At 37.5% G+C, this 26,380-nt stretch carries 28 protein-coding genes; 13 read left to right on the top strand and 15 right to left on the bottom strand.

The genetic code is table 11. The features are described 5' to 3' along the window. Nucleotides 1-2: 2 nt before the first annotated feature. The 7 genes from rsfS to uvrB all read right to left on the bottom strand — a co-directional run bounded on the left by rsfS (nt 3) and on the right by uvrB (nt 7,347). On the bottom strand, nt 3-389 hold the full coding sequence (gene rsfS, locus IX83_RS04830; RefSeq protein WP_038499805.1) for a ribosome silencing factor: 387 nt from the start codon (nt 387-389) through the stop codon (nt 3-5). A gap of 2 nt (nt 390-391) precedes the next feature. Next, nucleotides 392-1,000, bottom strand: a complete 609-nt coding sequence (gene nadD / locus IX83_RS04825; protein ID WP_077315874.1) for a nicotinate (nicotinamide) nucleotide adenylyltransferase — start codon at nt 998-1,000, stop codon at nt 392-394. After that, nucleotides 976-2,259, bottom strand: coding sequence for a phosphoribosylamine--glycine ligase (purD, locus tag IX83_RS04820; protein WP_038499802.1), 1,284 nt, complete (start codon nt 2,257-2,259; stop codon nt 976-978). Before purD ends, nadD begins: the two co-directional genes overlap by 25 nt. A gap of 2 nt (nt 2,260-2,261) precedes the next feature. Further along, nucleotides 2,262-2,990, bottom strand: a complete 729-nt coding sequence (locus IX83_RS04815) for a YebC/PmpR family DNA-binding transcriptional regulator (protein ID WP_038499799.1) — start codon at nt 2,988-2,990, stop codon at nt 2,262-2,264. 85 nt (nt 2,991-3,075) lie between these two features. Next, nucleotides 3,076-3,579, bottom strand: coding sequence for a MarR family winged helix-turn-helix transcriptional regulator (locus IX83_RS04810; RefSeq protein ID WP_051919323.1), 504 nt, complete (start codon nt 3,577-3,579; stop codon nt 3,076-3,078). Nucleotides 3,580-3,926: 347 nt separating this feature from the next. Then, nucleotides 3,927-4,577: a transcriptional repressor LexA gene (gene lexA, locus IX83_RS04805; RefSeq protein WP_038499797.1), complete on the bottom strand. Its 651-nt coding sequence runs from the start codon at nt 4,575-4,577 to the stop codon at nt 3,927-3,929. 751 nt (nt 4,578-5,328) lie between these two features. Next, a complete protein-coding gene (uvrB, locus tag IX83_RS04795) occupies nt 5,329-7,347 on the bottom strand; it encodes an excinuclease ABC subunit UvrB (RefSeq protein ID WP_038499792.1) in 2,019 nt (672 codons plus the stop codon). A 77-nt stretch (nt 7,348-7,424) separates the two neighbouring features. Here uvrB and IX83_RS04790 point away from each other — a divergent pair, with 77 nt between their 5' ends. From IX83_RS04790 to IX83_RS09180, 4 genes are all read left to right on the top strand, one after another. After that, the gene (locus tag IX83_RS04790) at nt 7,425-8,627 is read left to right on the top strand and encodes an amino acid aminotransferase (protein ID WP_038499790.1); all 1,203 of its coding nucleotides are present in this window, start codon (nt 7,425-7,427) and stop codon (nt 8,625-8,627) included. A gap of 355 nt (nt 8,628-8,982) precedes the next feature. After that, nucleotides 8,983-9,309, top strand: coding sequence for a hypothetical protein (locus IX83_RS04785; RefSeq protein WP_038499788.1), 327 nt, complete (start codon nt 8,983-8,985; stop codon nt 9,307-9,309). Nucleotides 9,310-9,391: 82 nt separating this feature from the next. After that, entirely contained in the window at nt 9,392-10,957 is a 1,566-nt protein-coding gene (locus IX83_RS04780; protein ID WP_038498512.1) for an IS1634 family transposase, read from the top strand. Between the two features lie 68 nt (nt 10,958-11,025). After that, nucleotides 11,026-11,175, top strand: a complete 150-nt coding sequence (locus tag IX83_RS09180) for an IS3 family transposase (RefSeq protein WP_077315824.1) — start codon at nt 11,026-11,028, stop codon at nt 11,173-11,175. 4 nt (nt 11,176-11,179) lie between these two features. On the opposite strand, the gene recX is transcribed toward IX83_RS09180, so the two are convergent. Continuing rightward, a complete protein-coding gene (gene recX / locus IX83_RS04775; RefSeq protein ID WP_038499787.1) occupies nt 11,180-11,614 on the bottom strand; it encodes a recombination regulator RecX in 435 nt (144 codons plus the stop codon). A gap of 74 nt (nt 11,615-11,688) precedes the next feature. Beyond that, on the bottom strand, nt 11,689-12,765 hold the full coding sequence (recA, locus tag IX83_RS04770; RefSeq protein ID WP_038499785.1) for a recombinase RecA: 1,077 nt from the start codon (nt 12,763-12,765) through the stop codon (nt 11,689-11,691). 222 nt (nt 12,766-12,987) lie between these two features. Between recA and IX83_RS04765 the strand changes: the two genes are divergently transcribed. The 5 genes from IX83_RS04765 (at nt 12,988) to IX83_RS04745 (ending at nt 17,158) form a co-directional block, all read left to right on the top strand. After that, on the top strand, nt 12,988-13,881 hold the full coding sequence (locus IX83_RS04765; RefSeq protein WP_038499783.1) for a recombination-associated protein RdgC: 894 nt from the start codon (nt 12,988-12,990) through the stop codon (nt 13,879-13,881). Nucleotides 13,882-13,899: 18 nt separating this feature from the next. After that, nucleotides 13,900-14,685, top strand: coding sequence for a transporter substrate-binding domain-containing protein (locus tag IX83_RS04760; protein ID WP_038499781.1), 786 nt, complete (start codon nt 13,900-13,902; stop codon nt 14,683-14,685). Nucleotides 14,686-14,901: 216 nt separating this feature from the next. Then, nucleotides 14,902-15,621, top strand: coding sequence for an ABC transporter permease (locus IX83_RS04755; RefSeq protein WP_051919320.1), 720 nt, complete (start codon nt 14,902-14,904; stop codon nt 15,619-15,621). A gap of 35 nt (nt 15,622-15,656) precedes the next feature. Continuing rightward, entirely contained in the window at nt 15,657-16,367 is a 711-nt protein-coding gene (gene hisM, locus IX83_RS04750; protein WP_038501584.1) for a histidine ABC transporter permease HisM, read from the top strand. Between the two features lie 8 nt (nt 16,368-16,375). Continuing rightward, entirely contained in the window at nt 16,376-17,158 is a 783-nt protein-coding gene (locus IX83_RS04745) for an ABC transporter ATP-binding protein (RefSeq protein WP_038499779.1), read from the top strand. A gap of 280 nt (nt 17,159-17,438) precedes the next feature. On the opposite strand, the gene IX83_RS04740 is transcribed toward IX83_RS04745, so the two are convergent. Together IX83_RS04740 and IX83_RS04735 are read right to left on the bottom strand one after the other, a co-directional pair. Beyond that, entirely contained in the window at nt 17,439-18,413 is a 975-nt protein-coding gene (locus tag IX83_RS04740) for a DNA cytosine methyltransferase (protein ID WP_038499777.1), read from the bottom strand. Beyond that, nucleotides 18,410-19,465 (bottom strand): HindVP family restriction endonuclease, encoded by a 1,056-nt coding sequence (locus IX83_RS04735; protein ID WP_038499775.1) that lies wholly within the window; start codon nt 19,463-19,465, stop codon nt 18,410-18,412. Before IX83_RS04735 ends, IX83_RS04740 begins: the two co-directional genes overlap by 4 nt. A gap of 376 nt (nt 19,466-19,841) precedes the next feature. Between IX83_RS04735 and IX83_RS09020 the strand changes: the two genes are divergently transcribed. Together IX83_RS09020 and IX83_RS04730 are read left to right on the top strand one after the other, a co-directional pair. After that, complete coding sequence (locus tag IX83_RS09020; protein WP_158074687.1) at nt 19,842-19,997, top strand: hypothetical protein; 156 nt, start codon at nt 19,842-19,844, stop codon at nt 19,995-19,997. Between the two features lie 200 nt (nt 19,998-20,197). Beyond that, the gene (locus IX83_RS04730; RefSeq protein WP_038499774.1) at nt 20,198-21,406 is read left to right on the top strand and encodes an ATP-binding protein; all 1,209 of its coding nucleotides are present in this window, start codon (nt 20,198-20,200) and stop codon (nt 21,404-21,406) included. Between the two features lie 84 nt (nt 21,407-21,490). Here IX83_RS04730 and IX83_RS04725 read toward each other — a convergent pair whose 3' ends face one another. From IX83_RS04725 to IX83_RS04715, 3 genes are all read right to left on the bottom strand, one after another. Further along, nucleotides 21,491-21,721, bottom strand: coding sequence for a hypothetical protein (locus tag IX83_RS04725; protein WP_038499772.1), 231 nt, complete (start codon nt 21,719-21,721; stop codon nt 21,491-21,493). Nucleotides 21,722-21,869: 148 nt separating this feature from the next. After that, nucleotides 21,870-22,559: a pirin family protein gene (locus tag IX83_RS04720; RefSeq protein ID WP_038499770.1), complete on the bottom strand. Its 690-nt coding sequence runs from the start codon at nt 22,557-22,559 to the stop codon at nt 21,870-21,872. Nucleotides 22,560-22,805: 246 nt separating this feature from the next. Next, nucleotides 22,806-23,696, bottom strand: coding sequence for a LysR family transcriptional regulator (locus IX83_RS04715; protein WP_038499768.1), 891 nt, complete (start codon nt 23,694-23,696; stop codon nt 22,806-22,808). Nucleotides 23,697-23,801: 105 nt separating this feature from the next. Here IX83_RS04715 and IX83_RS04710 point away from each other — a divergent pair, with 105 nt between their 5' ends. After that, nucleotides 23,802-24,686: a DMT family transporter gene (locus tag IX83_RS04710; RefSeq protein WP_038499766.1), complete on the top strand. Its 885-nt coding sequence runs from the start codon at nt 23,802-23,804 to the stop codon at nt 24,684-24,686. Then, nucleotides 24,683-25,315, top strand: a complete 633-nt coding sequence (locus IX83_RS04705) for a DsbA family oxidoreductase (RefSeq protein WP_201770233.1) — start codon at nt 24,683-24,685, stop codon at nt 25,313-25,315. The genes IX83_RS04710 and IX83_RS04705 overlap by 4 nt, the downstream gene beginning before the upstream one ends. A 78-nt stretch (nt 25,316-25,393) precedes the next feature. On the opposite strand, the gene IX83_RS04700 is transcribed toward IX83_RS04705, so the two are convergent. Beyond that, nucleotides 25,394-26,350: an FAD:protein FMN transferase gene (locus IX83_RS04700; RefSeq protein WP_038499764.1), complete on the bottom strand. Its 957-nt coding sequence runs from the start codon at nt 26,348-26,350 to the stop codon at nt 25,394-25,396. Between the last annotated feature and the right edge of the window lie 30 nt (nt 26,351-26,380).

The raw sequence follows: 26,380 nt of genomic DNA, 5'->3' as shown, positions 1-26,380 counted from the left end.
AATTAGTCTAAGATGGGGTTAATCGGTGGGACTTCTAAAGATTGGGGTAATAGCTTCATTGGAACGGGCTTACCTCCCCAAATACTTTCTAAATCATAATAAGCACGGATGGCAGGTTGCATACAATGCACAATGATATCGCCTAGGTCTAAAATAATCCATTCGCCCGTATCATCGCCCTCGCGAGACAGAATCTCAATGTTCGCTTCAATCGCTTTATCTTCCACGCTATTTGCTAAGGCTCGTGTTTGGCGGTTAGAGGTACCACTTGCAATGATGACGCAGTCAAATAAGCTGGTTATATGGCTAGTGCTAAAGATTTTTATGTCCATTGCTTTGACATCTTCTAAAGCGTCAATAACTAATCTTTGTTGTGCTTCTAAATTCATATTTACGTTTTATATAAGTGATGTTGATAAATATAATGTTCGACCGATGCAGGTAATAACTGAGCGATCGAGGCATCATTTTTTATTCTTTCGCGAATATCGGTAGAGGATATGGGCAAAAGAGAAAACGGTAGGATAGTGCATAAATGAGCGTATTCGCTACCTAAGATATGTTCAATGATGCGGTGAGTGAGTGTTTCCTGTCTGGATGCAATTAATAGCTTAACATAGCTAAGAATTTCTTGCCAGTTGTACCAGCTTTTGAAATTTTTTAATTGATCTAAACCCATTATCCAGTAGTATTCAGGTGCATCGTTGGCGCTACACAAGTCTCTTAGCGTATCAATTGTATAGGTTTTTCCCGCTCGTTCTAATTCACAGGTGTTGATGGCAAATCTTGGTTCATCGGCTATGGCCAATTTAATCATATCCAGTCGCTGTTGGGGTGTGGTGGACATAGTCGGTTTTTGCCAAGGTGCTTTGGCAGGCAAAAATTCAACTTTATCCACGATTTCTAGTGCAGCTTGAGCCAAGGCCAGATGAGCATAATGAATGGGGTTGAAGCTGCCTCCTAACAAAGCTACTTTCATGAACGTTTTAACGCTCTCCATGCAATGTCCGTGCGATATTGACAATCTGGGAAGTGAATATCAGCGATGGCTTGGTAAACCGCATGACGAGTGCTTTCCACGCTATCGCCCAAAGCCGTAACACATAATACTCGACCGCCACTGCTGATTAATTCTTTGTTTTCGTTAAGTTTCGTGCCCGCATAAAAAACACATAAATGTTCGTTTGGTGAGGGCAGGTGTGTGATCACTTGACCTGTGACAGGTTTTTCAGGATAACCAGGTGCCGCTAAAACAACGCCTAAAGCCGTTCGAGGATCCCACTCGATATGTGCTTCGTTTAGTTTGCCATTGCAGGCCAAGCATAATACTTTGGAAAAGTCATTTTTAATTCGCATCATAATGGGCTGCGTTTCAGGATCGCCCATTCGGCAATTAAATTCAAGTACTTTGATAGAGCGATGTTCGTCATCACCTGGGCCAATCATTAAACCTGCATATAAAAAGCCTGTGTAAGGTAAACCATCTTTGGCCATCCCTTGAATACTAGGTTCGATGACTTCTTTCATAATGCGACGATGTAAGGTATCAGAAACAATGGGGGCTGGACTATAGGCACCCATGCCTCCTGTGTTCGGACCTTCATCATGATCTTTTAGACGTTTATGATCTTGGCTGGTGGCAAGCGGAAGAATGTTTTTACCATCTGATAAAACGATAAAACTAGCTTCTTCGCCCTCTAAGAATTCCTCAATAACCACTCTTGAGCCAGCTTGCCCCATGCTATTACCCTCTAGCATATCATCGACAGCTTGATGTGCTTGTTCATCGGTCATCGCGACAATGACTCCTTTGCCAGCAGCCAAGCCATCGGCCTTAATAACGATAGGAGCAGGGTGTTGATTTAAATAGTCATGTGCTTTTTTTGCATCGCTAAATGTTGCATATTCAGCAGTAGGAATATGGTGTCTGAACATAAAGGCTTTAGCATAGTCTTTAGAGCTTTCAAGCTGTGCGGCGGCTTTTCGGGGGCCAAAGATAGGTAAACCTTTTTCTGAAAAAAAGTCTACGATGCCAGCGGCTAGAGGGGCTTCAGGACCCACAACAGTCAAGGCAATTTGTTCAGTTTGTACAAAAGATGCCAACTCTTCAAAATCAGTGATAGGTAAGTTTTCAAGTTTACCTACCTGTGTGCCACCATTTCCAGGTGCCACATAAACTTTTTCAATATGTTCGGGTTGGGATAATCTCCAAGCCAAAGCGTGTTCGCGACCGCCACTTCCTATCACTAATATTTTCATCTTTATTCCAACTCTAATACAGCACTGGTATATACTTCTTGTACATCATCTAATTCTTCTAGCATATCTAGAATTTTTTGCATCTTGACGGCATCCTCACCCGTTAATACTGTTTCATTTAACGGTTTCATTAAAATTGCATCTGAATCAGGGGTGAGACCCGCTTGAAGTAACGCATCTTTGACAGTATGAAAATCAGCAGGTTCGCATAATACCTCAATGACACCTTCTTCATCGGTAATAATATCGTCAGCTCCTGCTTCTAGAGCGACTTCCATGATTTTGTCTTCATCATTACCTGGTCCAAAAATAAACTGACCACAATGTCTGAACATAAATGTTACGCAACCGTCCGTACCTAGATTACCGCCGTGTTTTGTTAAAGCGTGGCGTACATCAGAAACCGTGCGAGTGCGATTGTCTGTCATACAATCAATAATAACGGCAGCACCGCCAATTCCATAGCCCTCGTAACGAATCGATTCGTAATTTTCGCCGTCTGACGCACCGCTACCACGTTGGATAGCACGAAGAATATTGTCTTTTGGCATATTAGCAGCCGTTGCTTTATCCCATGCAAGACGAAGGGCAGGATTGGCAGCAGGATCAGGGCCACCTGCACGCGCAGCAACAGTAATTTCACGAATGATTTTTGTCCAAATTTTTCCACGTTTGGCATCCTGACGACCTTTACGGTGTTGGATATTTGCCCATTTACTATGTCCAGCCATAATCTTAGTTCAATTAAAAAAATAGGTGTTAAAAATGATTAAATGCTCTATTTTATCAGAGCTTGAAGGCAAAATCTCTAATAATTTAGTCTTCTTGACTTTGTTCCAGAGAGGTGTTTTTATGATAGCGACTGACTAAATCAGGATGACCATTTAAAAGCACTTCTTTGAGCATATCCAATAAAAGGTCTTTGCGTTCTTGTGAAAAACCTCTGAGATGAAAGTCCAAAGCGTTTGAAATAAAGGGTAGAGTTTGTTGTAAGATTTCTTGCCCTTTTTCAGTCAAAATAATCATAACAGAGCGTCTGTCTTTCTGACTTCTTTGGCGAATGATGTAACCTTTTTTCTCGATGCGATCCAATGTACGCGTCATCGCCCCCGTATCGACATCACACTGTTCGGCCAAAAAAGCGGGGGTACTTTGTTCGTATTTGGAGATAAGATATAAAGGAAGCCATTGGGTTTTGGTCAAATCAAAAGGCTTCATGCTTTCGTTAATCATTTTCTCCATAGAAAGCTGAATGTTATAAATAAAATAACCCAAAGATTTATTCGCTTTAGGTAGAAATAATTGTTTGTTTTCAGGCATTTTTTCACCTCGTTTTATTCATTATTTAATCATATTACAAAAAATATAGACTAGTCAAATACCTCTTATATCAATTATTGTATAGGCTATTTATAGATTAGATCAGTTAAAAAAGAGAGGTCTGTGAGTCAGTGATTGAGGGGGGGTGAGATAGGTGTATTGACGCGATAAAAGCAATGTGATTAGTGCGGTGGTGTTAAGTGTAGAGTGGGTGGGAGTTTTTAGGAGGTTCTTAATGATTGAGATTGAAGTGTGTGAGAGGTGAGGATTGAGATGTAGAGCGGGTATTGTTAGTAGAGGTGAGAAAAGAGGGTAATGCAATATTACCCTCTTCGTTAAGTCTATGCCTACATAAATGAGTGAGGACGAATAAGCCCCACTGCAAGTCCTTCAATGGTAAAAGGCATATCAGGAGTGACAATAATCGGTGCGTAATTAGGGTTTTCAGCCAGTAGTTCGATATGAGTGGCTTTTCTTAAAAAGCGTTTTACGGTAACTTCTTCATCAATGCGTGCGACGATGACCTGACCATTTCTCGCATCGGACTGTCGTTTAACAGCAAGGAAATCTCCTTCTAAAATGCCAATGTCTTTCATGGAATCGCCTTTTACTTCAAGAAAGTAGTCAGGCAACAGATCGAATGTTTTCGGATCAATGGCAAACTGTCGATCAATATGTTCGATCGCTAGGATAGGGTTACCAGCCGCAACACGTCCTACTAATGGAACAAGAATCTGAGAAGTGATTTGGGTAATCTTTTCCTGTAAATATGAGCTATCTTCAGCTTCTTCGATAACACGTATCCCGCGTGATTTACCATGTGTCAACTCAATACAACCTTTCTTCGCAAGGGCTTTTAGATGATCTTCTGCAGAGTTCGATGATTTAAATCCAAATTCCTGTGCAATTTCGGCACGACTAGGTGGGTAACCGTATTTTTGTAAAAAAGAAAGAATGTATTCGTAAATCTGACTTTGGCGTTCGGTAAGCTTAATCATAGAATATCCTGCTGTTTAAATGTACAGTTATATTTTCGATGATTAAGTTCAAAATGTCAATATTTTTTTCTTATTTTTTAAAGGATAAGCTATTTTTTAGTGGTTTTATCGTTACTCACTTTATATACAGTGTCTTTACTGTAATTTTTTCGAGTGTTTTTCAGGGGAAAAGAATGAGCGATTGTAAAAAAAATATGTATTTCACGATCCCCACAAAAAATTACCTCGGAACAAGAAAAACACAAGGTCCATCACAACGATTTAAGGTACCTATCACAGCGGTTCAGAGCATAAAACATCGACAGACAAAGGCTTGATTGCTCGGTTTGAAGCACCTGCCATGCCTCGGAACAAGAAAAACACAACCTCCATCTCGACGATTTAAGATGTTCATCACAGCGGTTCAGGGTGTAAAACATTGGCAGACAAAGGCTTGATTGCTCGGTTTGAAGTGCCTGCTATGCCTCGAAACGAGAAAAACACAAGGTCCATCACAACGATTTAAGGTGCCTATCGCAGCGGTTCAGGGCGTAAAACATCGGCAGACAAAAGCTTGATTGCTCGGTTTGAAGCACCTGCTATGCCTCGAAACGAGAAAAACACAAGGTCCATCTCAACGATTTAAGATGTCCATCACAGCGGTTTAGAGCGTAAAACATCGGCAGACAAAAGCTTGATTGCTCGGTTTGAAGCTCTTGCTATGTCTCGAAACAAGAAAAACACAAGGTCCATCACAACGATTTAAGGTGTATTAGGAAGCTTCAAATAGTAATTGTTGTTTGAGTCGATTAAGTTGGTCTCGTGTAGCGGCAGCTTGTTCAAACTCAAGGTTTTTCGCATGTTCTAACATCTGTTTTTCTAATCGTTTAATTTCTTTGGCAATGGCTTTTTCATCGCCTTGGAAAAGTTCATGAGTATCTGTGTCAGATGTATCAGAAATTGAGCTAACGCCATCGATTAAATCATCGATCTTTTTGCTGACTCCTTTTGGAATAATGCCGTGAACTTTGTTGAACTCTAATTGTTTTTGCCGTCTTCGATTGGTTTCGTCGATGGCACGTTTCATGGAGTCGGTAATATGGTCCGCATACAGAATGGCTCTTCCGTGCAGGTTTCGAGCTGCTCGCCCAATGGTTTGAATAAGACTGCGTTCAGAACGTAAAAAGCCTTCTTTGTCCGCATCAAGAATGGCTACTAAACTGACTTCTGGAATGTCTAATCCCTCTCTTAATAAGTTAATACCCACTAAGATATCGAATTTTCCTAAACGTAAATCACGAATAATTTCAACACGTTCAACGGTGTCAATATCAGAATGAAGATAACGTACTTTTAGTCCATGTTCAGATAAAAACTGGGTGAGGTCTTCGGACATCCGTTTGGTTAATGTGGTGACCAAGACTCTTTCACCTTTTGCGATGGTAGCATTTGCTTCGCTTAATAAGTCGTCAACTTGACTTAGGGCGGGGCGAATGATGATTTCTGGATCGATTAATCCTGTCGGTCTAACGACTTGTTCCACGATTTGATCCGAATGCTCCATCTCGTATTTTGCAGGGGTAGCGGAAACAAAAATACTTTGGTGCATTCTTTGTTCAAATTCTTCAAATTTTAAGGGACGATTATCCAATGCAGAAGGTAATCTGAAGCCGTATTCCACCAAGGTTTCTTTACGCGAACGGTCGCCTCGATACATCGCACCTAGCTGTCCCATCATATTGTGACTTTCATCAAAAAACATCAGTGCGTCTTGTGGGAGGTAATCGATGAGTGTGGGGGGAGGATCACCAGGTGCTGCACCAGATAGGTGTCGAGAGTAATTTTCAATGCCTTTGCAAAACCCCAGTTCTTGTAACATCTCAATATCAAAGCGTGTTCGTTGTTCTAAACGTTGCAGTTCGACCAATCGGTTGTTGGCACGTAATTCATTACCACGTTCGACCAGTTCTTCTTTGATCGTTTCAATGGCCCTAAGAATGGTGGCGCGAGGAGTAACATAGTGGGAACTTGGGTATATCGTGAACCTAGGCGTGGTTTGTTGTACTTTGCCTGTTAAAGGATCAAATAATTCTAATTTTTCAATTTCATCATCGAACAATGTGATGCGTAAGGCAAGTTCCGCGTTTTCTGCTGGGAAAACATCAATGATTTCGCCACGAACACGAAAATTTCCCCTTGAAAATTCAATATCGTTTCTTTGATATTGCATGCTAACTAAGCGTGCTAATAACTCTTTTCGAGGAATATCATCACCCGTTCTTAACGTTAACACCATGGCATGGTAGTCATTAGGATTGCCGATACCGTAGATAGTAGAAACGGTGCCTACGATAATCGTATCTCTGCGTTCCAAAAGGCTTTTGGTGGCAGATAAACGAAGCTGCTCAATTTGTTCATTGACAGAGGAATCTTTTTCGATAAATAAATCTTTAGTGGGAACGTAAGCTTCAGGTTGATAATAGTCGTAGTAAGAAACAAAGTATTCAACGGCATTTCGAGGAAAAAAAGCTCGCATTTCCGCGTATAGCTGTGCCGCCAAGGTTTTATTAGGAGCAAGGATCAAAGCAGGTCTTCCTAATTCAGCGATCACATTCGCCATGGTATAGGTTTTTCCAGAACCTGTTACGCCTAATAAAGTCTGAAACATCAGTCCATCTTTGACTCCTTGAACTAAGGATGCGATAGCTTGAGGTTGATCGCCAGCAGGAGGGTAGAGTTGTAAAAGTTGGAAAGGGCTTCCTGCAAACTGTTTGAAATGAGCTTCAGACATATAAAATAGGATTTCATTCTCTTTAAAAAAGTATATAATTTTAACACTATCATTAACTATTTCGTAAGGCGATAATTATGAGTAATATTTTTGAGTCAGTACCGTTAGCTCCCAGTGATCCGATTTTGGGTATCACAGAAAAATTCAATGCTGACGCAAGACCTAATAAAGTGAATTTAGGGGTGGGCGTTTACTATGACGATCATGGGAAAGTTCCTTTGCTTCAAGCGATTCGTCAGGCTGAAGAGACCTTGCTAAAGGAAAACAGTCCTCGTACTTATTTGCCGATTGATGGTTTAAAAGCTTATGATTTAGGGGCCCAAAAATTACTTTTAGGAGCTAACTCAAAAATTATCACTGAAAAACGTGCGGTGACGTTTCAATCTTTAGGTGGAACAGGGGCGTTAAAAGTAGGAGCTGACTTTTTAAAAACAGTTACTCCTGATGCTACGGTATATGTTTCTAACCCAACTTGGGCGAACCATCACGCTATTTTTGCCAATGCGGGTTTTAAAGTAGATACCTATCCTTACTACAATCCCCAAACCTATTCAGTAGATTTTGAGGCGTTAACACAGTTCTTTAAACAGTTAGCACCACGTTCTATTGTGGTATTGCATGCGTGCTGCCATAACCCTACGGGGGCAGAAATGACCCATGCCCAATGGGAAGTGTTGGCAGATATTATTAAAGAAAGAGAATTGACACCATTTCTTGATATTGCTTATCAGGGCTTTGGTAAAGGCTTGGATGAAGATGCGTATGCCGTTCGTTTATTTGCAGAAAAAGGCATTTCAATTTTAGTGGCATCCTCATTCTCTAAATCGTTCTCTTTGTACGGTGAGCGTGTGGGTGCTTTAACGATTACCACGCAAACAGCTGATGATGCCGTAAGAGTGCAGTCTCAAGTAAAATGCAATATTCGTTCTAACTATTCAAACCCACCTATTCACGGTGCAGCGATGGTGGCTAAAGTATTGAATAACCCTGAATTATTTGCGTTGTGGGAAAATGAGTTGGCACAAATGCGTCAGCGTATTCACCAAACCAGAGTGGATTTGGTTGCTAAATTAAAAGCTTTGGAGGTCAAGCGTGATTTTTCTTTTATGGTTGATCAACAAGGTATGTTCTCTTTCTCAGGCTTAACGGCTGATCAAGTCGCACGCTTAGCAGATGAATTTGGTATTTATGCTGTTAAGAGTGGTCGTATTTGTATGGCGGCATTAAATTCACAAAACATCGATTATGTGGCAAAAGCTATCGCAAGCGTTGAAGCCTAATGTGACATATTATTCGATATAGAACGATTGTTAAAAGCTCCTTTGTTGCCCATTATGCACAAAGGAGCTTTTCTGTTATAAACAACAAAGAAACAAAGAAATAAAGAAATAAAGAAATAAAGAAATAAAGAAATAAAGAAATAAACCATCTTGTTCACTGCACAATAATCAGATCAAAGATGCCTATTTTGTTAAGCTACTTGTTATTTTTAATAGAAAATATATTTGTTCATCAGTGTTGTAAAAAAATAACAAAACTGCACCCTTAATATTAGTCAGATTTTGCAATGTATCATTAAAGGCATAGAATGAAATTAAATAGTGTTGCTATTTCTTTTTCAAAGGAGAAAAAGCTATGAGTAAAAAGTTGCCAAAACATAATGGGCTGGCTCAAGATAGGGCGCTTATTTCTTTGGAGAAGAAGTTAGGGGTGTTGTTAAAAGACAAAACGCTAGATAGTCTGAATAACACACAACGTGCGGCGTTGGTTTATAAATTACGACATGCTTACCGCTTAACTTTACTTTTTAAAGTGGTGGGGATCAAACCAAGTACTTATTATTACCAACTTGGCGTGATTAAACGTGGCGATAAATACGAAACTATTAAAAAAGAGATCTTAAATTCCCGTAATTCTATACCATACTTCAGTATCAAAAAGATTTTTTGTTATGAATATTAACAAAAAATCTTTTATTTATTTTATTTAGTATGGTACAATATATAATAAATTGTAACTTCAATATCTACCATACAGAATAAAGATGATTAAGCAACTGTACCCATTACCTGATGTTGGTTTAAGAAAGCAAAAAACGAAAAGTGGCATATACCTCTATAAACGAGGAAAGTGTTATCGAGATGAGAATAAAAAAGTTAAAAGAACGAATGACACGTTGATTGGGAAGTTAGATGAGGAAACAGGGTTTCTCATTCCCAATAAAAATTATTTTGTTATTTTTGATAAGCCAATGCCTAAGACACACAAACTATCTAACGAGTATTCGACGGGATATGTGAGTTGTTATATGAACATTTTTCGTCAACTTGGGATTAGCGATATTCTTTTAAATATATTTGGAGACGAGGGCGAATTAATTAGTCATCTGGCTGGTTATATGGTGCCTGAAGGCAATGTTATGGAGGGGTTTAAGGACTGGGCACAAGACCATAGAATACCTGAGAGATTTCAAAAAAATTCACAAAGGTTAAGTGAATTTTTTGAAGGTATTATGCCTGTCGACATTGAGGAGTTTAAAAACAAGTGGTCAAACTCTAAATGCTTTAATTCAGCGTTTTACGCTTATGATGTGACCAGCATTTCATCTTACAGTGAGAATATTGATGAGCTAGAACTGGGGTATAACCGAGATAAGGAGCTGTTAAGGCAGATTAATCTCTCTGTTTTATTAGATCGTAATGTTCATTTACCATTACTGTATGATTGGTATTCAGGCAGTCTGAATGATAAAACCTACCTGCCTTATGCGATTGAAATGATGCAGGATACTATTGATAAAAAAATCAGTTTGGTGATGGATCAAGGGTTTCATCGAAGCGAGACATTTAAAGATCTTGAACGTAGAGGCATTGAGTTTCTGACACTTTTACCGTCGAATTTAAAAACGTATGATGATTTAATCGATAAGTGTAACGCCATAGGTTTTAAGCACGTCGATAGACTCAGTAACCCACAAAAAAGAGCGAAAACGCTTGATATCACGCTTCAAGGGTTAAAGTTAAAAGCTCATGTGATTAAGGATCAGGATTTATTCAATCAGCAACTGGTTAGTTTTTATAACGACCTAGATAGAAAGGAACAGGAATTAAAGCTACTACAAAAAACCAAGAAACTCGTTAGACCAGGATTGACGGCATTATTTAACGTCACACAGTCTAAAGACCTCGATCTGGCGTATGAGCCCAATAATGAAGCCATTGATCTAGCGATAAGTCGATTAGGATTTATTGTTCTCATTACCAATCATCCATCATTGGATGCGGAAACGGCATTACACGTGTATCGAAAAAAGGGGCTTATCGAAAAAGCGTTTGATAATTTAAAAAATGGTCTAGACTTTAGTCGATTACGTGTTCACTCAGGCGATAGAGTGGAAGGTAAGTTATTTATAGGGTTTATTGCATTAATCCTTAGAATGCACATGATTCATTGCTTATCGAGTCATGAATTAACTAAAAATATAGGATTGAAAAGAAGTATTAAGGAGCTGAAAAAGATTAACACCTATAAAGGAAAACTGAGATCGACCACCGCTCCACTAACCAAAATGCAGAAAAATATTTTAACAGCGTTAAATATTACTTTATAAAAAGCAATCCCACCAACTTTAGTTGGTGGGATTGTTGTGAGGTATAAAAAAGCGGGAATTTAAGAGAGATACAAAAAATCTATACAAAAAGTAATCGTACTTACGGCTATCGAAGAGTGACAGAGAAGTTAAGAAGTTCTGGGCGTATTATTAATGCCAAAACAGTCCGCAAATTAATGATAGCACTGGGTATTAAAGGTGGGGATAAGCGAGTATAAGGCTTTATGGCTTTAGAATCTTGATAATGACATCTTGAGAAAACCCACGCGATGCAAGGAATCTTGCTTGCTTCGCCCATTCCTGTGGTGTTTCGGGGAGTGTATCTTTAAATTTCTTTTTCCATACCTCATAAGCTCGTTCAAACTCTGTTTCTTTTAGCGTTTCTTTTAGCTCAGAAAGTGTTTCATCATCAATCTGGTGTTTCTCTAATTCGTATAGGATTTTTCGAGTTCCCCAACGAGTCGATTTATTCGTGATGTAGTCATTAATAAAACGTTTATCGGATTGCCAATGGTGCTCTTTTAGTCGTTGGATAACCTCTTCCAGTAAGGCGGGATCGTCTGTGCTATACGGAGCTAGTTTTTTGCGAAGTTCATGTTCTGAATACTCTCGTTTAGAAAGTAGAGAAATCGCTCGTGCAAATAAAGAAACAGTCATAAAAGTATCCAGATGTAAAAAAGCACTCATATCATGTAAGGAGATAAAAATGATATGAGTGCGGGGTAGGAAACTTAATTTTCTATATCATCGCCTAAAATAGTCTCTTCTGATTCATCCTCGTAGTCGGCAGTCAATACACCAACGCTTTCACGGATTTTTCGTTCGATTTCTTCAGATAGAGCAGGGTTGTCTTTTAGTAATTCACGAACATTATCTTTACCTTGGCCGATTTTCTCGCCATTATAGCTGTACCAAGCACCTGCCTTATCGATAATGCCTGCTTTTACACCCAAGTCAATGATTTCGCCTTCGCGAGAAATACCTGTGCCATACATAATGTCAAACGTAGCGGTTTTAAATGGAGGAGCTACCTTATTCTTAACGACTTTAACTTTCGTCTCGCTACCAAGTATCTCTTCGCCTTTCTTAATACTGCCTGCTTTGCGAATATCTAATCGAACAGATGAGTAGAATTTTAGTGCGTTACCGCCTGTTGTGGTTTCAGGGTTACCAAACATCACGCCAATCTTCATACGGATCTGATTAATGAAGATAACGGTGCAGTTAGAACGTTTAATCGAAGCGGTTAATTTTCTTAGTGCTTGGCTCATCAAACGAGCTTGTAGGCCAGGGAGGTTATCTCCCATCTCGCCTTCAATTTCTGCACGAGGTGTCAATGCGGCAACCGAGTCAACAACGATTAAATCGACAGAGTTCGAGCGTACTAATGCGTCGGTAATCTCTAATGCCTGTTCACCTGTATCAGGCTGAGAGATAAGCAACTTATCTAAGTCAACGCCTAATTTTTTCGCATACTGTATATCTAATGCATGTTCAGCATCCACAAATACGCAGGTGCCACCAATCTTCTGCATTTCAGCAACAACATGTAGCGTTAACGTGGTTTTACCTGATGATTCAGGTCCGTAAATTTCGATCACACGGCCTCTAGGTAATCCCCCAATACCTAATGCAATATCTAAACCAAGAGAACCAGTCGATACAACCTGAATATCGTGCTGTACCTGGTTATCACCATATCGCATGATGGATCCTGTGCCAAATTGTTTTTCAATCTGTGATAATGCGTTCGCTAATGCCTTATCGCGTTCAGACTGTGCTTTATCAGTAGTTTTCTTACTAGACATATAAGTTCCTAATTAATCCGTTTTTTAATATTATGACACTAAAAAGTACTGTATGCAATAACAGTAAATAAAAAAATACAAAAAATATTTTTTATTCGTCATGTGTTGCTTATTTTATTCAATTCTTTCAAGACATCGCTTGTCGTTGAGACCTTTTTGTCCACTAGAAATTTAGACAGTGATATGGCAAAATGTAGGACTAAATAAAAAGTGAGGCCCAGCATGTGGTTTAAAAATTTAAAAGTATATCGTTTAACGAAAGATTGGAATTTTGATTTAGAAGGCTTAAAAAAGGCTTTATCTAATAAAACGTTTGTGCCAGGCGAGTTTTCTGATAATAAGAATGATGGTTGGATGCCTGTTTTTAAATCAGATGATTCTATTGTCCACCATGTTAATGGACAATATTTTTTAAAGTTTTGTAGTGAAACGAAACTATTACCGGCCTCAGTTATTCGACAGGTTGCTGCTCAGAAAGCCCAAGAAATCGAGGAAAGACAAGGGTTTAAACCAGGTCGAAAACAGATGAAAGAAATTCGTGATGAGGTTGAATTTACATTACGTCCCCAAGCATTTAGTATCTTTAGATATTTATCGGTATGGATTGATCCCATCAATCGATGGTTGGTTATTGATACGGCTTCGGCCAGTAAAGCAGATGCCGTGATCGCGACTTTATCTGATTCTTTATCACCATTACCGTTGGAGATGGTTGAATTAAAACGTTCGCCCACTAGTGCCATGAGTGAATGGTTGCTAGAAGAGGCTCCTAGTAAATTTACCATTGATTCAGACGCAGAGCTGACATCCATTAATGAGTCTCGTGCTAAAATCCGATACGTTCATCATCGCCTTGATGATCCCCAAATCAAAACCCTGTTACAGACTGACAAATGCTGCACAAAATTAGCACTTACTTGGAAAGATAAGGTGTCATTCTTATTGACTGATAATGGGGATATTAAAAGGGTTTTCCCTATAGATATTCTGGAAGAAGATGAGTATCATAGTGATATGGATGAAGTTGAACGTTATGATGTTGCGATGACGTTGATGGCAACTGAATTGAGTCAACTTTTGACAGATTTATATAGTGTTTTATCGCCTAGCAAATAAGCTGGCTAAGGAGAAGTTATGAAAGCGAAACTATTGGTTGCAAGTTTATTGGCCACTGTGTTCTTTGCCCAGGCTCAGGCAGCTCAGGTATTAAGAATTGGTACCGATCCAGCTGATCCACCTTTTGAGTCTTATGATGCAAAGGGTAATTTAGTCGGTATCGATCCTGAAATCGGGGATTATATTTGTAAGGCGATGAATGTGGAATGTGAATGGGTAACCTTATCCTTTGATTCGATGATTCCAGCGTTGCGTTCTAAGAAAATCGATATGGTGTTATCGACCATGTCTATTACGCCAGAACGTCAGAAAGTAGTCAGCTTTAGTGAACCGCTATACGTGACCTCTACACGTTTGATGGTAGCTAAAAACAGCCCTGATATTGGTGCTTCAGTTGAAGAATTGAAAGGTAAAACAGTAGGGGTTCAGGCAGGTACGATTCAATCCGCTTATGCCAAAAAATATTGGGAACCTAATGGGGTGAAAGTAGTGGATTTTGATACGAACCAGTTGGTAAAACAAGACTTGGCACTAGGTCGATTAGATGCGTCTTTACAGGATGTAGCAGGGACCATTTATTTCTTAGACACGCCTGAGGGACAAGGGTTTAAACTAACAGGCGAGTTTGTTTATGATAAAGCTATTTTTGGCGAAGGTTGTGGTATTGCTTTCCGTAAGAATGACAAAAAACTTATCGCTGATGTTAATAAAGCTTTAGAACAAATGAGAGCAGATGGCACTTATGCTAAGATTCTAGAGAAATACAATCGTTTCGGTATTTTGGACCCTCGTACACAGAAATAGTGTCAGCGGTTAAGAAAAAAAGATTTTTTTAATATAAACGGTTAAAATGCTTGACGCTGTACCTTTTAAGGTATAACTCAGGCATTTTTTCTATTTAAATATTGACAGGACAAACCCTAGTCAATAAATAAAAAGGTATGGTAAGAGATAATTGCAAATCTAATAAATATGACCGATAGTTATTAGAAGAAAAGAAGTTTTAGATACGATAAAGTTATGGGTTTTTGGCATTGGATAAATGAGTCCATTTTTTATGGATATGGCGAGCAAATATGGTCGGGAACTTGGTTAACGATAGAGTTGACCGTTCTGACAGTGCTGTTTTCAACGATAATTGGTGTGTTTGCCGCACTATGCAAGTTGTCTCGTAACCCCTTAATTAGTTTCCCAGCGACTACCTACAGTACATTGATTCGTAGTGTGCCAGATTTAGTATTGCTGCTATTGATTTTTTATAACCTACAAGAAATTGTAAATTGGATTTGCGAGTTATTTGGTAATGAACAAGGTTACCAGTTAGATGCCCTAATTTCTGGCGTAATCACCTTATCTTTTATTTATGGTGCCTTTATGACCGAAACCTTTAGAAGTGCCTTTTTATCGATTCCCAAAGGACAGATTGAGGCAGGGTTTGCTTGTGGAATGAGTAAATGGCAGGTTTTTCGTTATATTACGTTTCCGCAGATGCTCAGACATGCTTTACCAGGGGTCAGTAATAATTTTCAAGTGATTCTGAAAGCCACTGCCGTAGTGTCTCTCATTGGATTAGAAGATATTGTCCGTATTAGCCAGTATGCTTCGGGATCGACTCAGAAATTTATGTATTTTGCCGTCATGGCGGGCGTTATTTATTTGATGATTTCGGTTATTGCTGGCATTATTTTGAATCTGCTGAATAAACGTTTTTCTGTCGGTACGCAAAGGAGTAGCACATGATTGAAAAATTACAATCGCTACTAGCAGATTCTGATTTGCTAACTATTTGGTTGGAATATTGGCGCCAATACCTAGGTGTGACAGATAATATTTCTGGCGTTGCAATGACTTTATGGATCACGATTTTAAGTGTGATGATAGGAACTTGTTTTGCCATTCCTTTATCCATTTGCCAAGCTTCTAAAAATAAATTTTTACGCTGGCCAGTCTTGGTTTATACCTTTGTGTTCCGTGGAACGCCTTTATATGTCCAATTACTCATTATTTATACGGGGATTTTTTCATTAGTCAAAGGTATTCCGTATTTGGATGATTTCTTTAAAGTTGGTTTTAATTGTACGATTTTGGCATTCACATTAAATACCTGTGCTTATATGGTGGAGATTTTGTCTGGTGCAATACGACAGCTACCCCAAAATGAGATTGAAGCGGCTCAGGCCTATGGATTTTCCAAGTACAAAATTTATCGATATATTATTTTGCCCTCAGCGATTAAACGATCACTTCCTTTGTACACGAATGAAATCATTTTGGTTTTACATGCAACGTCATTGGCGTTTACGGCTAGCGTACCCGAAATCCTAAAAGTGGCTCGCGATGTCAATAGTGCTACTTATGATTCATTTAGTGCGTTTGGTATTGCTGCTATCCTATATGCCATTATTTCGTTTATATTGGTCGGCATATTTAGAGTTATAGAAAAGCGTCAGATGAAATTTTTAAATCGTGATCAGGGTTCACGTTAGGAAAGAATATGGATACTACAACACCAGTTTATAGTCTTTCAGTCAAAGATATATATAAAAGTTACGGTAATGTTCAGGTACTAAAAGGCATTTCTTTGGATGCAAAAAAAGGAGATGTCATTAGTATTATCGGATCCAGTGGTTCGGGCAAAAGTACGTTTTTAAGATGTATTAATTTTCTGGAAACACCTGATTCAGGTCAGATTTTTGTGCATGGCGAAGAATTAAAAGTCAAACAAGTAAAAGGTCATTTGGTACCTGTAGATGTTCACCAACTTCAACGTATGCGTACCAAATTAAGCATGGTGTTTCAACATTTTAATTTATGGCAACACATGAATGCTTTGGAAAACATTATTGCGGCACCCATTCATGTACTTGGAATGCCTAAACAACAAGCGGTTGAGCGTGCTGAAGCCATGATTGCCAAAGTCGGACTAAATTCTGATGTGCTTCACAAATATCCGATTCAATTATCAGGTGGACAACAACAACGAGTGGCTATTGCGAGGGCATTAGCTTTGGATCCTGAGGTATTATTGTTTGATGAACCTACATCTGCCTTAGATCCTGAACTGGTAGGTGAGGTATTAAAAACCATGCAAGTACTCGCTGAAGAAGGTAGAACGATGATCGTGGTGACGCATGAAATGGGCTTTGCTCGTGAAGTCTCTAACCAGATTATCTATCTGGATCAAGGCCAAATTGCCGAACAAGGTAGCCCTCAAGAAGTACTCAATCATCCACATAGTGAACGATTGATAAAATTTTTATCAAATAATTTGAAGTGATAAACAGCCTGTATATTAAGGTGGATGGTTATAACGAATAAGTGACTAATAATGTGATTGAATTCGTTGAAATCAAAGTTGAATCACAGGCTAGAAGGTTTTTTGACTCTATAGAACTAGAAAACAATGATTTTTTTCTTGAGTAATTACTTGAGAAAAAATGTCATTAATCCTTTTGTCATTCATACATAATGAAGTTGGCCAATAGTGTTTGTTAGCCCATCTTTCATATCCCTTCATCACGTTGCCGTAAGAGAAAACACAGACTTATAAAGGAAAACTACTTCACTAAGGTTCTTGTGGGTAGTTTAAATGTATTTTCTGGGAGATGAAATAAACTCATTTGCACTTCCGAACCATTATGATAGGTAAAGTTTTGAATTGCTTTTGCAATAAATTTTGCTAAATTGACAGGTACTGCATTACCAATCATTTGTTCTAAATCTGTTTTTGTCCCTGAAAATATAAAATCTTTGGGAAATGTCTGGATGTAACTACGTTCGATTGTTGTTAAAGGACGAATGTCAGATAAATTAACGCCTTGAGGATCGCTATGATTTAGTTTATACCCTTTAGGAATAGGGCGATTAACACCGCGTATAGTTGGACTAGGTTCATCAATTGAAAATATGCCTCGTCGATTATAGTTTCTTGGGTGTCGATAATAGTATTCTAAACCTAGTGATTCGCCTAAATAATCACGCACCGTCATACGCTTTTGAGAAAGGTTTCTTGTTAATTCATTGGTTAAAAAATGGTGGTTTTCACCTAATTTGCCAATTAAAAAAAAGCGTGTTCTTGCTTGAGGCACGTCACAATAAGATGCATCTAAAATAACGGAAGTTAAACCATATCCTACCTCTATAAACTGTTTAATAACATCATGTAGAATATGACTTTTTTTGATTTGTTCTACGTTTTCCATAACAAACCAGTTCGGTTTGATGTGACAAACAATATTGGCAAAGTGATAAGTCAAATCAGCACGTCCCAAACTAGTGTCTCTTTTGCCTGCACTTGAAAAATCTTGACACGGAGGTCCACCCATAATTAAGTCAGGTTGATACGGATAAATTGTTTCTATGGCTTTTTGTTCATCTTTTAGATCAATTTGATATATAGGATGATCAAAATTTTTTTTGTAAATATCAATGGCTTTTTCCCAGTTTTCAAATGCGGCACATATTTCAAACCCTGCTTTTTGAAAGCCTAAAGATAATCCGCCACAACCTGCAAATAAATCAATACATCTCATAAAAATAACTCTGGTGAATTATAAATAATGGCATCAAAACGTCTTTCTGGACTTAATAATTCCTGTCCGCCACCCAAAATAATTTCTTTAATTTCAGATTTTGAAATTATTGGGTTTTCTAATCGTTTGCACTGCATAAATGGATTAGTTATCTGTCCAGATGAAGCAAAAGCCTTATCATTTTTAGTATTATAGGAACATTCATCAATAATACGATGATGGTTAAATTGTCCTTGTTGAATAATTTCTACTAACATTTTATAAAGCCAAATAGCCGTCCTTGTTTGTCTATTGATAGAGAATATATTGGTATTTAAATTGGAAATAGATAGTATAAACTGCACAAAAGCAATCTCACTCCAAACAAATACATCTAAACAGTTATTTGCTAGTCTTGAGGACTTTCCCTCTGTTTTCCAGATTGGTTGAAGTAAGAATGGTTTTTGTAATGATTCTGGCACTTGACACAGGTTTTCTAAAGTTCTTTTTATATCAGGAAATAAAGTGATAACTTGTGCAGGATCTGACCAATTAATTTTTTTTGATACTTTAGGTAATATTATGTATTGTTGAAGGTTATCAGCAAATAGTTCTGCTAGGCTACATGCCAAATAACAAATAGTATCAGGACGAATGACAATTTCACAACCAAATTCTGCATCAGTTAGATGACAGGTTGTATGATCGGGTAACGCAGTAAGTTTAATTTCCAATCCACGTAAACAAACTCCAGTGTTTTTATTCTGTATAACTACATCTGTGCGGGGTAAAGAACCAACAACATACTTAGTAAAAGGAGAGTGTGCCGTTTCAAAGGCAAAAAATGTGTTTTTATCTTTTGGATCGATATTTAAAATAGATGGAATGTCAATTGTGGTATGAATGATTTTATTATTTTGAACAATTAAATAATTAGCCTCTATGTTTTTATGTGACATATAGCAACATAAAGCTACTGGGAACGATGAATTAAATTGATTTTTTCCCCATGCTTCTTTCTGTGAAAAATCTCTGTTGGATGATTGTAATCCAAACAACTGTGGCTTCATCATATGATATTCCCATGTAAAGCAATATTTCCTGACTTAAAATTATATCGCAATTAGATAATAAGCCAAGTTTTTAACATCATATTTTTATTCCTCTTATTTATCGGTCTGATATATAGAACATCATCGTGTTAAAAGTAAAAATCGGAGTAAGACGGGTTAAAGTAAAAAAAAGTGCGGTGGAGTTGGGGCAGGAGTTATACACTAGTATAAAACCCTAATTGATTGTTTAATTTATTTTTTTATATAATCAAAACGATATAAGGAGAAAAATGATGAGTACTTTAATGCAGAAATAGACAGATATCACCAAGATTTAGATAATGGTTTTTATGCTAGAAAAGTAGATAAAGACGTTTTTGAATTGATAGCGACTCATTTGGCGAAAAATACAAAAATAGTTTTCGATAGTGCAAAAGCAGACTCTTTTGAAATTCATTCAAGAAATGAAAAATTATTTGATTCCATAAGTGGAAACGACAATAATATTGAAAAAATCGTAGAACAAGCATTAGGTAACGTTACATTAGAATGATAGATTGGACGAATATGTTTAAATTCATCTGTAATCAAAAAATTAATTCCATTAGCGATTATTTACTTTGCATAAACAAAAAAGTTTTTATGGTTATAACCATAAAAAGTATGTAATTTTATAAAGTTTTTGTGGTTATAACCGTAAAATATGTTAATATCATAATGATATTATTATGATGAGCATAACTAAAAAACTTTATGATCAACCGTCCAAATTATTTGAAAAAAATTAAACTATTTATCAATATGCCCGTTATCAAAGTGATCACGGGTATTCGTCGTTCAGGGAAATCAACGGTCATTAAGATATTACAAAAAGAATTGTTAAAGCAGGGTGTTGCGGAGCATCAAATCATTTATATTAATTTTGAAAGCTTTGTATTTGCTGATGTTAAAACGGCAGACAAACTTTATACTTTGGTCAAAGAAAAGGTGCAGACGACAGAAAAATATTATCTTCTGCTTGATGAAATTCAGGAAGTGGTGGAATGGGAAAAGGCGGTTAATGCTTTTATGGTGGATTTTAATCTTGATCTTTATATTACGGGTTCAAATTCTCATCTGTTGTCGTCCGAATTGGCTACATACTTAGCAGGTCGCTACGTGGAAATACCGATTTTTACGCTTTCTTATCAAGAGTTTTTGGATTTTAAAGCAAGCTATACGGAACAAACGGTACAAAATTTTAATACGCTTTTTGATGAGTATTTGCACAAAGGTGGCTTTCCTATGGTACATACCGCCGATTATGATTCAGAAACTGTCTATAAAATTGTGCAAGATATTTATGCTTCGGTAACGTTGCGAGATACGGTTCAACGCCATAAAATCCGTGATGTTGAACTGTTGGAACGGATTGTTAAATATGCTTTTGATAATATTGGCAATACTTTTTCAGGTAAAAATGTGGCAGATTATTTTAAAAGTCAGCAGCGAAAAGTGGATTTAAATACGGTTTATAACTATTTAAAAGCGTTGGAAAGTGCTTTTATTTTGCATCGTGTTGAGCGATTTGATATAAAAGGTAAAGAGATTCTAAAAACACAAGAAAAATTCTATTTAGGCGATGTTTCTTTGCTTTATGCAAAAATGGGATTTCGTACTAGTCTGATTGCAGGCATTTTAGAAAATCTGGTGTATTTGGAGCTTAAACGACGCGGCTATCAAGTTTATATAGGTAAATTAGGTAACAAAGAAATTGATTTTATTGCTGAAAAACAAAATGAAAAAATCTATGTTCAAGTAGCTTATAAACTAGAAAGTGAGGAAACCGTTAAACGAGAATTCTCACCGCTACAATCTATCGCAGATAATTATCCCAAATATGTTGTGACAATGGATGAACTCTGGCAGGAGAATGTAGAAGGGGTGATGCATCAACATATTCGGGATTTTTTGTTGGGGTAAATAAAAAACTAGGTGAAATGATTCGATATGAATATTTCACCTAGTTCTACCCGATCACTATGATACGGGGGCTTTTATTTTAAGCTACTTTCGCATTCCTTTTGGGTAATCTTTGGCATCAAAATACTGCTTTCCTATCTTTTTAAAAAGCCATCTTCGGCTAATTTCACGAAGATGAATAGGTGCATCTTTACCCATTTTAATCAGCTGTCGTGAGCAACGTCTAAACTTGCGGTTGACCATAAGCTTGTCTTGTTTTTCACTTTCTGCACAGCTATATCCACAGATTGATGTTTTTCTGTAGCTTCTACTCATAGGATTCTCCTAATTCTAATAAAACATTAGAATTTTCTGAGAATCACTCCATATTTCATTTTCATCATTGCCTCTAATTTATTAAGAATATTAGAGTTTAACCTATTTGAAGAGAAAATGTATCTAGGGCAAGGTTGTTCATAAAAACTCAAACCAAATCAAACAATAGAAACTCAGTATCTGCCTCTGTTTGCAGGGTTAAATCGGATTCTTGTGTGATAGCCACTGCATCACCGCTTGCTAAATACTCCCCATTTAACAGCAATTTTCCCTTAATCAACTGTAGCCAATAACGTCTGTTTTTATCTAAATTCAAGCTAATATTTTGAGAAGCTGGATATTGATAACGCCATAATCGCATATTCTGATAAATCTTAAATGATCCTTGTTCTGCTTGTGGTGATAAAATCAGACTTGCCCCTTGTTTATCGGCAAATTTCCCTTGTGCATAACGAGGTGTAATACCTTTTTGATTTGGAATAATCCATATTTGGTATAAATGCAAAGTTTCATCAAGGCTAGGATTAATTTCAGAATGAAAAATTCCTGAACCAGCAGACATGATTTGAAATTCTCCTGCTTTGACTTGAGTGCGATTGCCCATGCTATCTTGGTGTGCTACGCTTCCTTGTAAGACATAAGTTAAAATCTCCATATCCTGATGAGGGTGCATACCAAAGCCTTTGGTAGGGGCAATAAAATCTTCATTGATTACACGCAAATGTGAAAAATGCATATGTTGAGGATCATAATACTGGGCAAAAGAAAAACTATGAAAGCTGGTCAGCCATTCTAATTGACCTTGTCCACGTTGCTCAGATTTTCTAATCGTTATCATTTTTATTCCTTATGGATTGTTTAATTTCACATCAATAACTATATGCGAACAAAGCATAAACAATAAAGAGCTATTTTAGAAAAACACAATTAAGTAATAGGAAATAATAAAAATCTAAATGTCATATCAGATAGATAGTTATTCATATTTAGCAAAAATATTTAAATACTCAAACTTCAACTTTAATGTAAAGGATACTTTGTGACCGAGAATAAGCGAAACGGTTCAAACTGCCTGAAAACTGCATTATCTCCAGTTTTCAGCTAGATAATCGATAAAAGAACGAATTTTAGGGGAGAGTTGTTTTCTGCTTGAATAGACCACTTGAATCGCGGTTTCAGGGATTTGATATTCCGTTAAAATAGGTACTAATCGTCCTTCTTCGAGTTCATTTTTGACCAAATAATGAAATAACTGCACCACACCAAAATGAGCGGCAGCAAACGAAACTAATTGTTGGACATTATCTGCTCGATAACGTCCTTTTCCAATAAAGGTTTGTAATTTTCCACCATGTTGAAATTTCCAAGCGGAAATACTGCCATTTTGTACATAGTGAAGACATTGGTGATTGACTAAATCGTCAGGTTTTTGGGGTGTACCGTATTGTTTTAGATAATCGGGCGAGGCACATAGTAATAGTGGCTGCAAGTTGATGGTTCGTGCTAATAGACGACTTTCGGAATTAGGTATGCCAACGCGTACAGCCAAATCAAACCCGTCTTCGACCAAGTCAACATAACGATCAGATAAGGATATTTCTATTTCTACCTGTGGATATTGCTTTAAATACGCTTGAATAATGGGTGGAAGTACGAGCAATCCTAAACCCGTTGGTACACTGATTCTTAATTTACCGCGAGGTTCATTCAGGCGTTGAGCTAATAATTGTTCAGCATCTTCTAATTCTTCTAAGATATTGACACAACGTTCATAAAATAATTGTCCGTCATCCGTTAAACTGATATGACGACTATTGCGTTGTAATAATCGAATGCCCAATCTATCCTCTAAGCGACTAATACGTTTGCTAATGGCTGATCGACTAAGTCCCAGTTGTTTGGCTGCAACGCTATAAGATTGATATTTTATCGATTCTACAAATGCGATTAAATCATTTAAATTACTGATTTCCATTATTTTATCCTAGTTGCTATTTTTACATCTTATGGTTGACACAAATTCAACAATAAATAAATTATTATATGCAAGTTGATTATTTGTCAAATAATGAGGACAACAATGAAAACCAAATATTATGGTGAAATCATATTATTTATCACTACCATCGCGGCAGCATTAGGCTGGTTATTTTCAAAACATGCGATTGCGGGGCTTTCAGCGGTAGCTTTTGTAAGTTTACGATTTTGTTTTGCAGGGTTAATTTTTTTACCCTTTGCATTACCACAAATGCGACAAATGAATCGAAAACAATGGAAAAATGCGTTACTCGTTGGGATTACTTTTAGTTTTTATCTTTTCTTTTGGGTATTAGGTGTTAAGTATAGTACGGAACTAGGTAAAGGCGCATTTTTACTAAGTGTGGCGATGTTGATATCACCTATGGTGGCTTGGCTTTTCTTTCGCCAAATACCTAGTAAACCATTTTGGTATGCTTTTCCAATCGCCATTTTAGGTATTTATTTTCTTGCTAATACACAAGGGAAAGGAAGTTTTGCACTCGATAGTGTTTTCTTTTTATTAGCAGCGATTTTTGCTGCCATTCAATTTGTTTTGAATAATCGTTATACGCAGCATGTTCCTGTTTTAGCATTAACCACCATTCAGCTATTGATGGTAGGTTTATTAAATGGTATGTATTCATTAATAGTAGAACCGATACCCACTCACGTAGCATTTGATACATGGCTTTGGCTTTTGCTCAGTGTATTGATTGGCACGAATGCTCGGTTCTTGTTGCAGACTTTGGGACAAAAGCATAGTGACATCGGTCATGCAGCCATTATTATGATTCTAGAACCTGTCTGGACCTTATTGTTAAGTGTTATTTTTATGTCAGAGATTTTAAATAGTGGCAAGATATTAGGAATCGGGCTGATTCTTGTGGCACTTATCTTTTTCCGTTTGAGCCATTTTATCAAAGTAAGAAATAAGGTATGTTCATGATGACAATAGATATTTGGTTCGATTACGCTTGTCCATTTTGTTATATTGCTGAAAAGCAACTGGCACAAGCACTTATCCAGTTTCAAAAGCCAGTAAATGTGCAATATAAATCGTTTGAACTTTATCCTCATGCCAGTCATATCGTGACAAACAGTACGCAGCAACGCATTGAGAGAAAATATCAAAAAAGTCCAGAAGAGGCACTCCATATGATTCGTTCTATCGAACATTATGCACGCCAAACGGGTATTTTGATGAATTATGAACAAGTACAAAATACCCAAACTTTTGATGCACACCGTTTAACTCACTTTGCACGTAGGAAAAGGCGAGAACAAGCGATGCATGCAAGACTGATGAAAGCATATTTTGAAGATAATTTGATACTTGCCGATCATCGAACGCTTATTTTATTGGCTCAGGAAGTAGAACTGAATCCGCATGAAGTGGCTGACATGCTAAATAGTGATGAATATTGCCAAGAAGTTAGAAATGATGAACAAGAAGCCATGCAGTTAAATATTCAGAGCATTCCCTTTTTTCTGATCAATCAAAAAATTGCCCTAACGGGTTCTCGTTCGAGTGCAGATTTTCTAAAGATATTGGAGCAGGTACAAGAAGAGGAATAACACAATAATGTGTAGTAAGCCTAACAGAAAACGAAGCAACCCTCTTGATGAATGACCGTATCCAAGGGGGTGAGTTCTTTATTTTTGCATTACAAGTGTTTTAAACTTTGGGCTGATGACAGTGCGGTAGCCTTGTTCTAAACTAGGATCATGGATAATGAAAAACGCTGCAATGTTATGTGTGGTGGCAAACTCTAAGGCTTGTGTATCCAGTAAATAAAGGGCGGTTGCGTAACTATCGGCCATCATGCAAGTCGGTGCGATAACGGTTACCGAAAGTAGTGACGAATATTTTGTGTAGCCTGTTCGGGTGTCGATTTCATGTGCTGTCACGATATTTCCTTGTTTGATATAGTTCTTATAATTACCTGAGGTCGCCATACTTAGTTTGGTGCCACCCAGCCCCAATATTTGTTCATAATGATGACCGCCACCCCATTCAGGGCGTTCAATACCAATATGCCATGGTTCATGATATTTGTAGCCACTTACACAGGCTTCTCCGCCTATTTCGATTAAATAATCATGATAGCCCCAACTTTCTAATAATTGAGCAACTTTATCAATGGCATACCCTTTAGCAATTGAGCAAAGATCTAGGCGGACATGAGCATCGGTTTTTAATAAGTAACCGTCCGTTGTTAAAGAAATTTTTTGCCAACCTACATGCTTTAACAATTCCTGAATTTGTGCATTCTCTGGACGATTGACGGTCTTTACTGGACCAAAACCCCAAGCATTTACCAAGTCTCCAACGGTAATGTCATATATGCCATCAGTTTCTTTACATACACAAAGTGCATGAGTTAACACTTCGTGCATTTCTGGTGAGATTTTAATAGGGGAGGTACTGTGATTTTGGTTAATTTGTTCTATCTCTGAGGTTGGAATAAAGGTTGACATACGATCATTAATCATCGCCAACACAAGTTCAATACTGCGTCGAATCGTCTGTGTATCTTGTATAGGAATCTGGTCTTGAGCAATTTTCACTTGCCACAATGAACCCATAGTCTCACCTGTTAAAGTTATCATTTTTCCTCCTTTTTTCTACGACGTAATGCT

The sequence above is a fragment of the Basilea psittacipulmonis DSM 24701 genome, assembly GCF_000743945.1.
GTDB lineage: Bacteria > Pseudomonadota > Gammaproteobacteria > Burkholderiales > Burkholderiaceae_B > Basilea > Basilea psittacipulmonis.
Note: the sequence above shows the minus strand (reverse complement) of the source record. Positions and strands in the feature narration are given on the sequence as shown.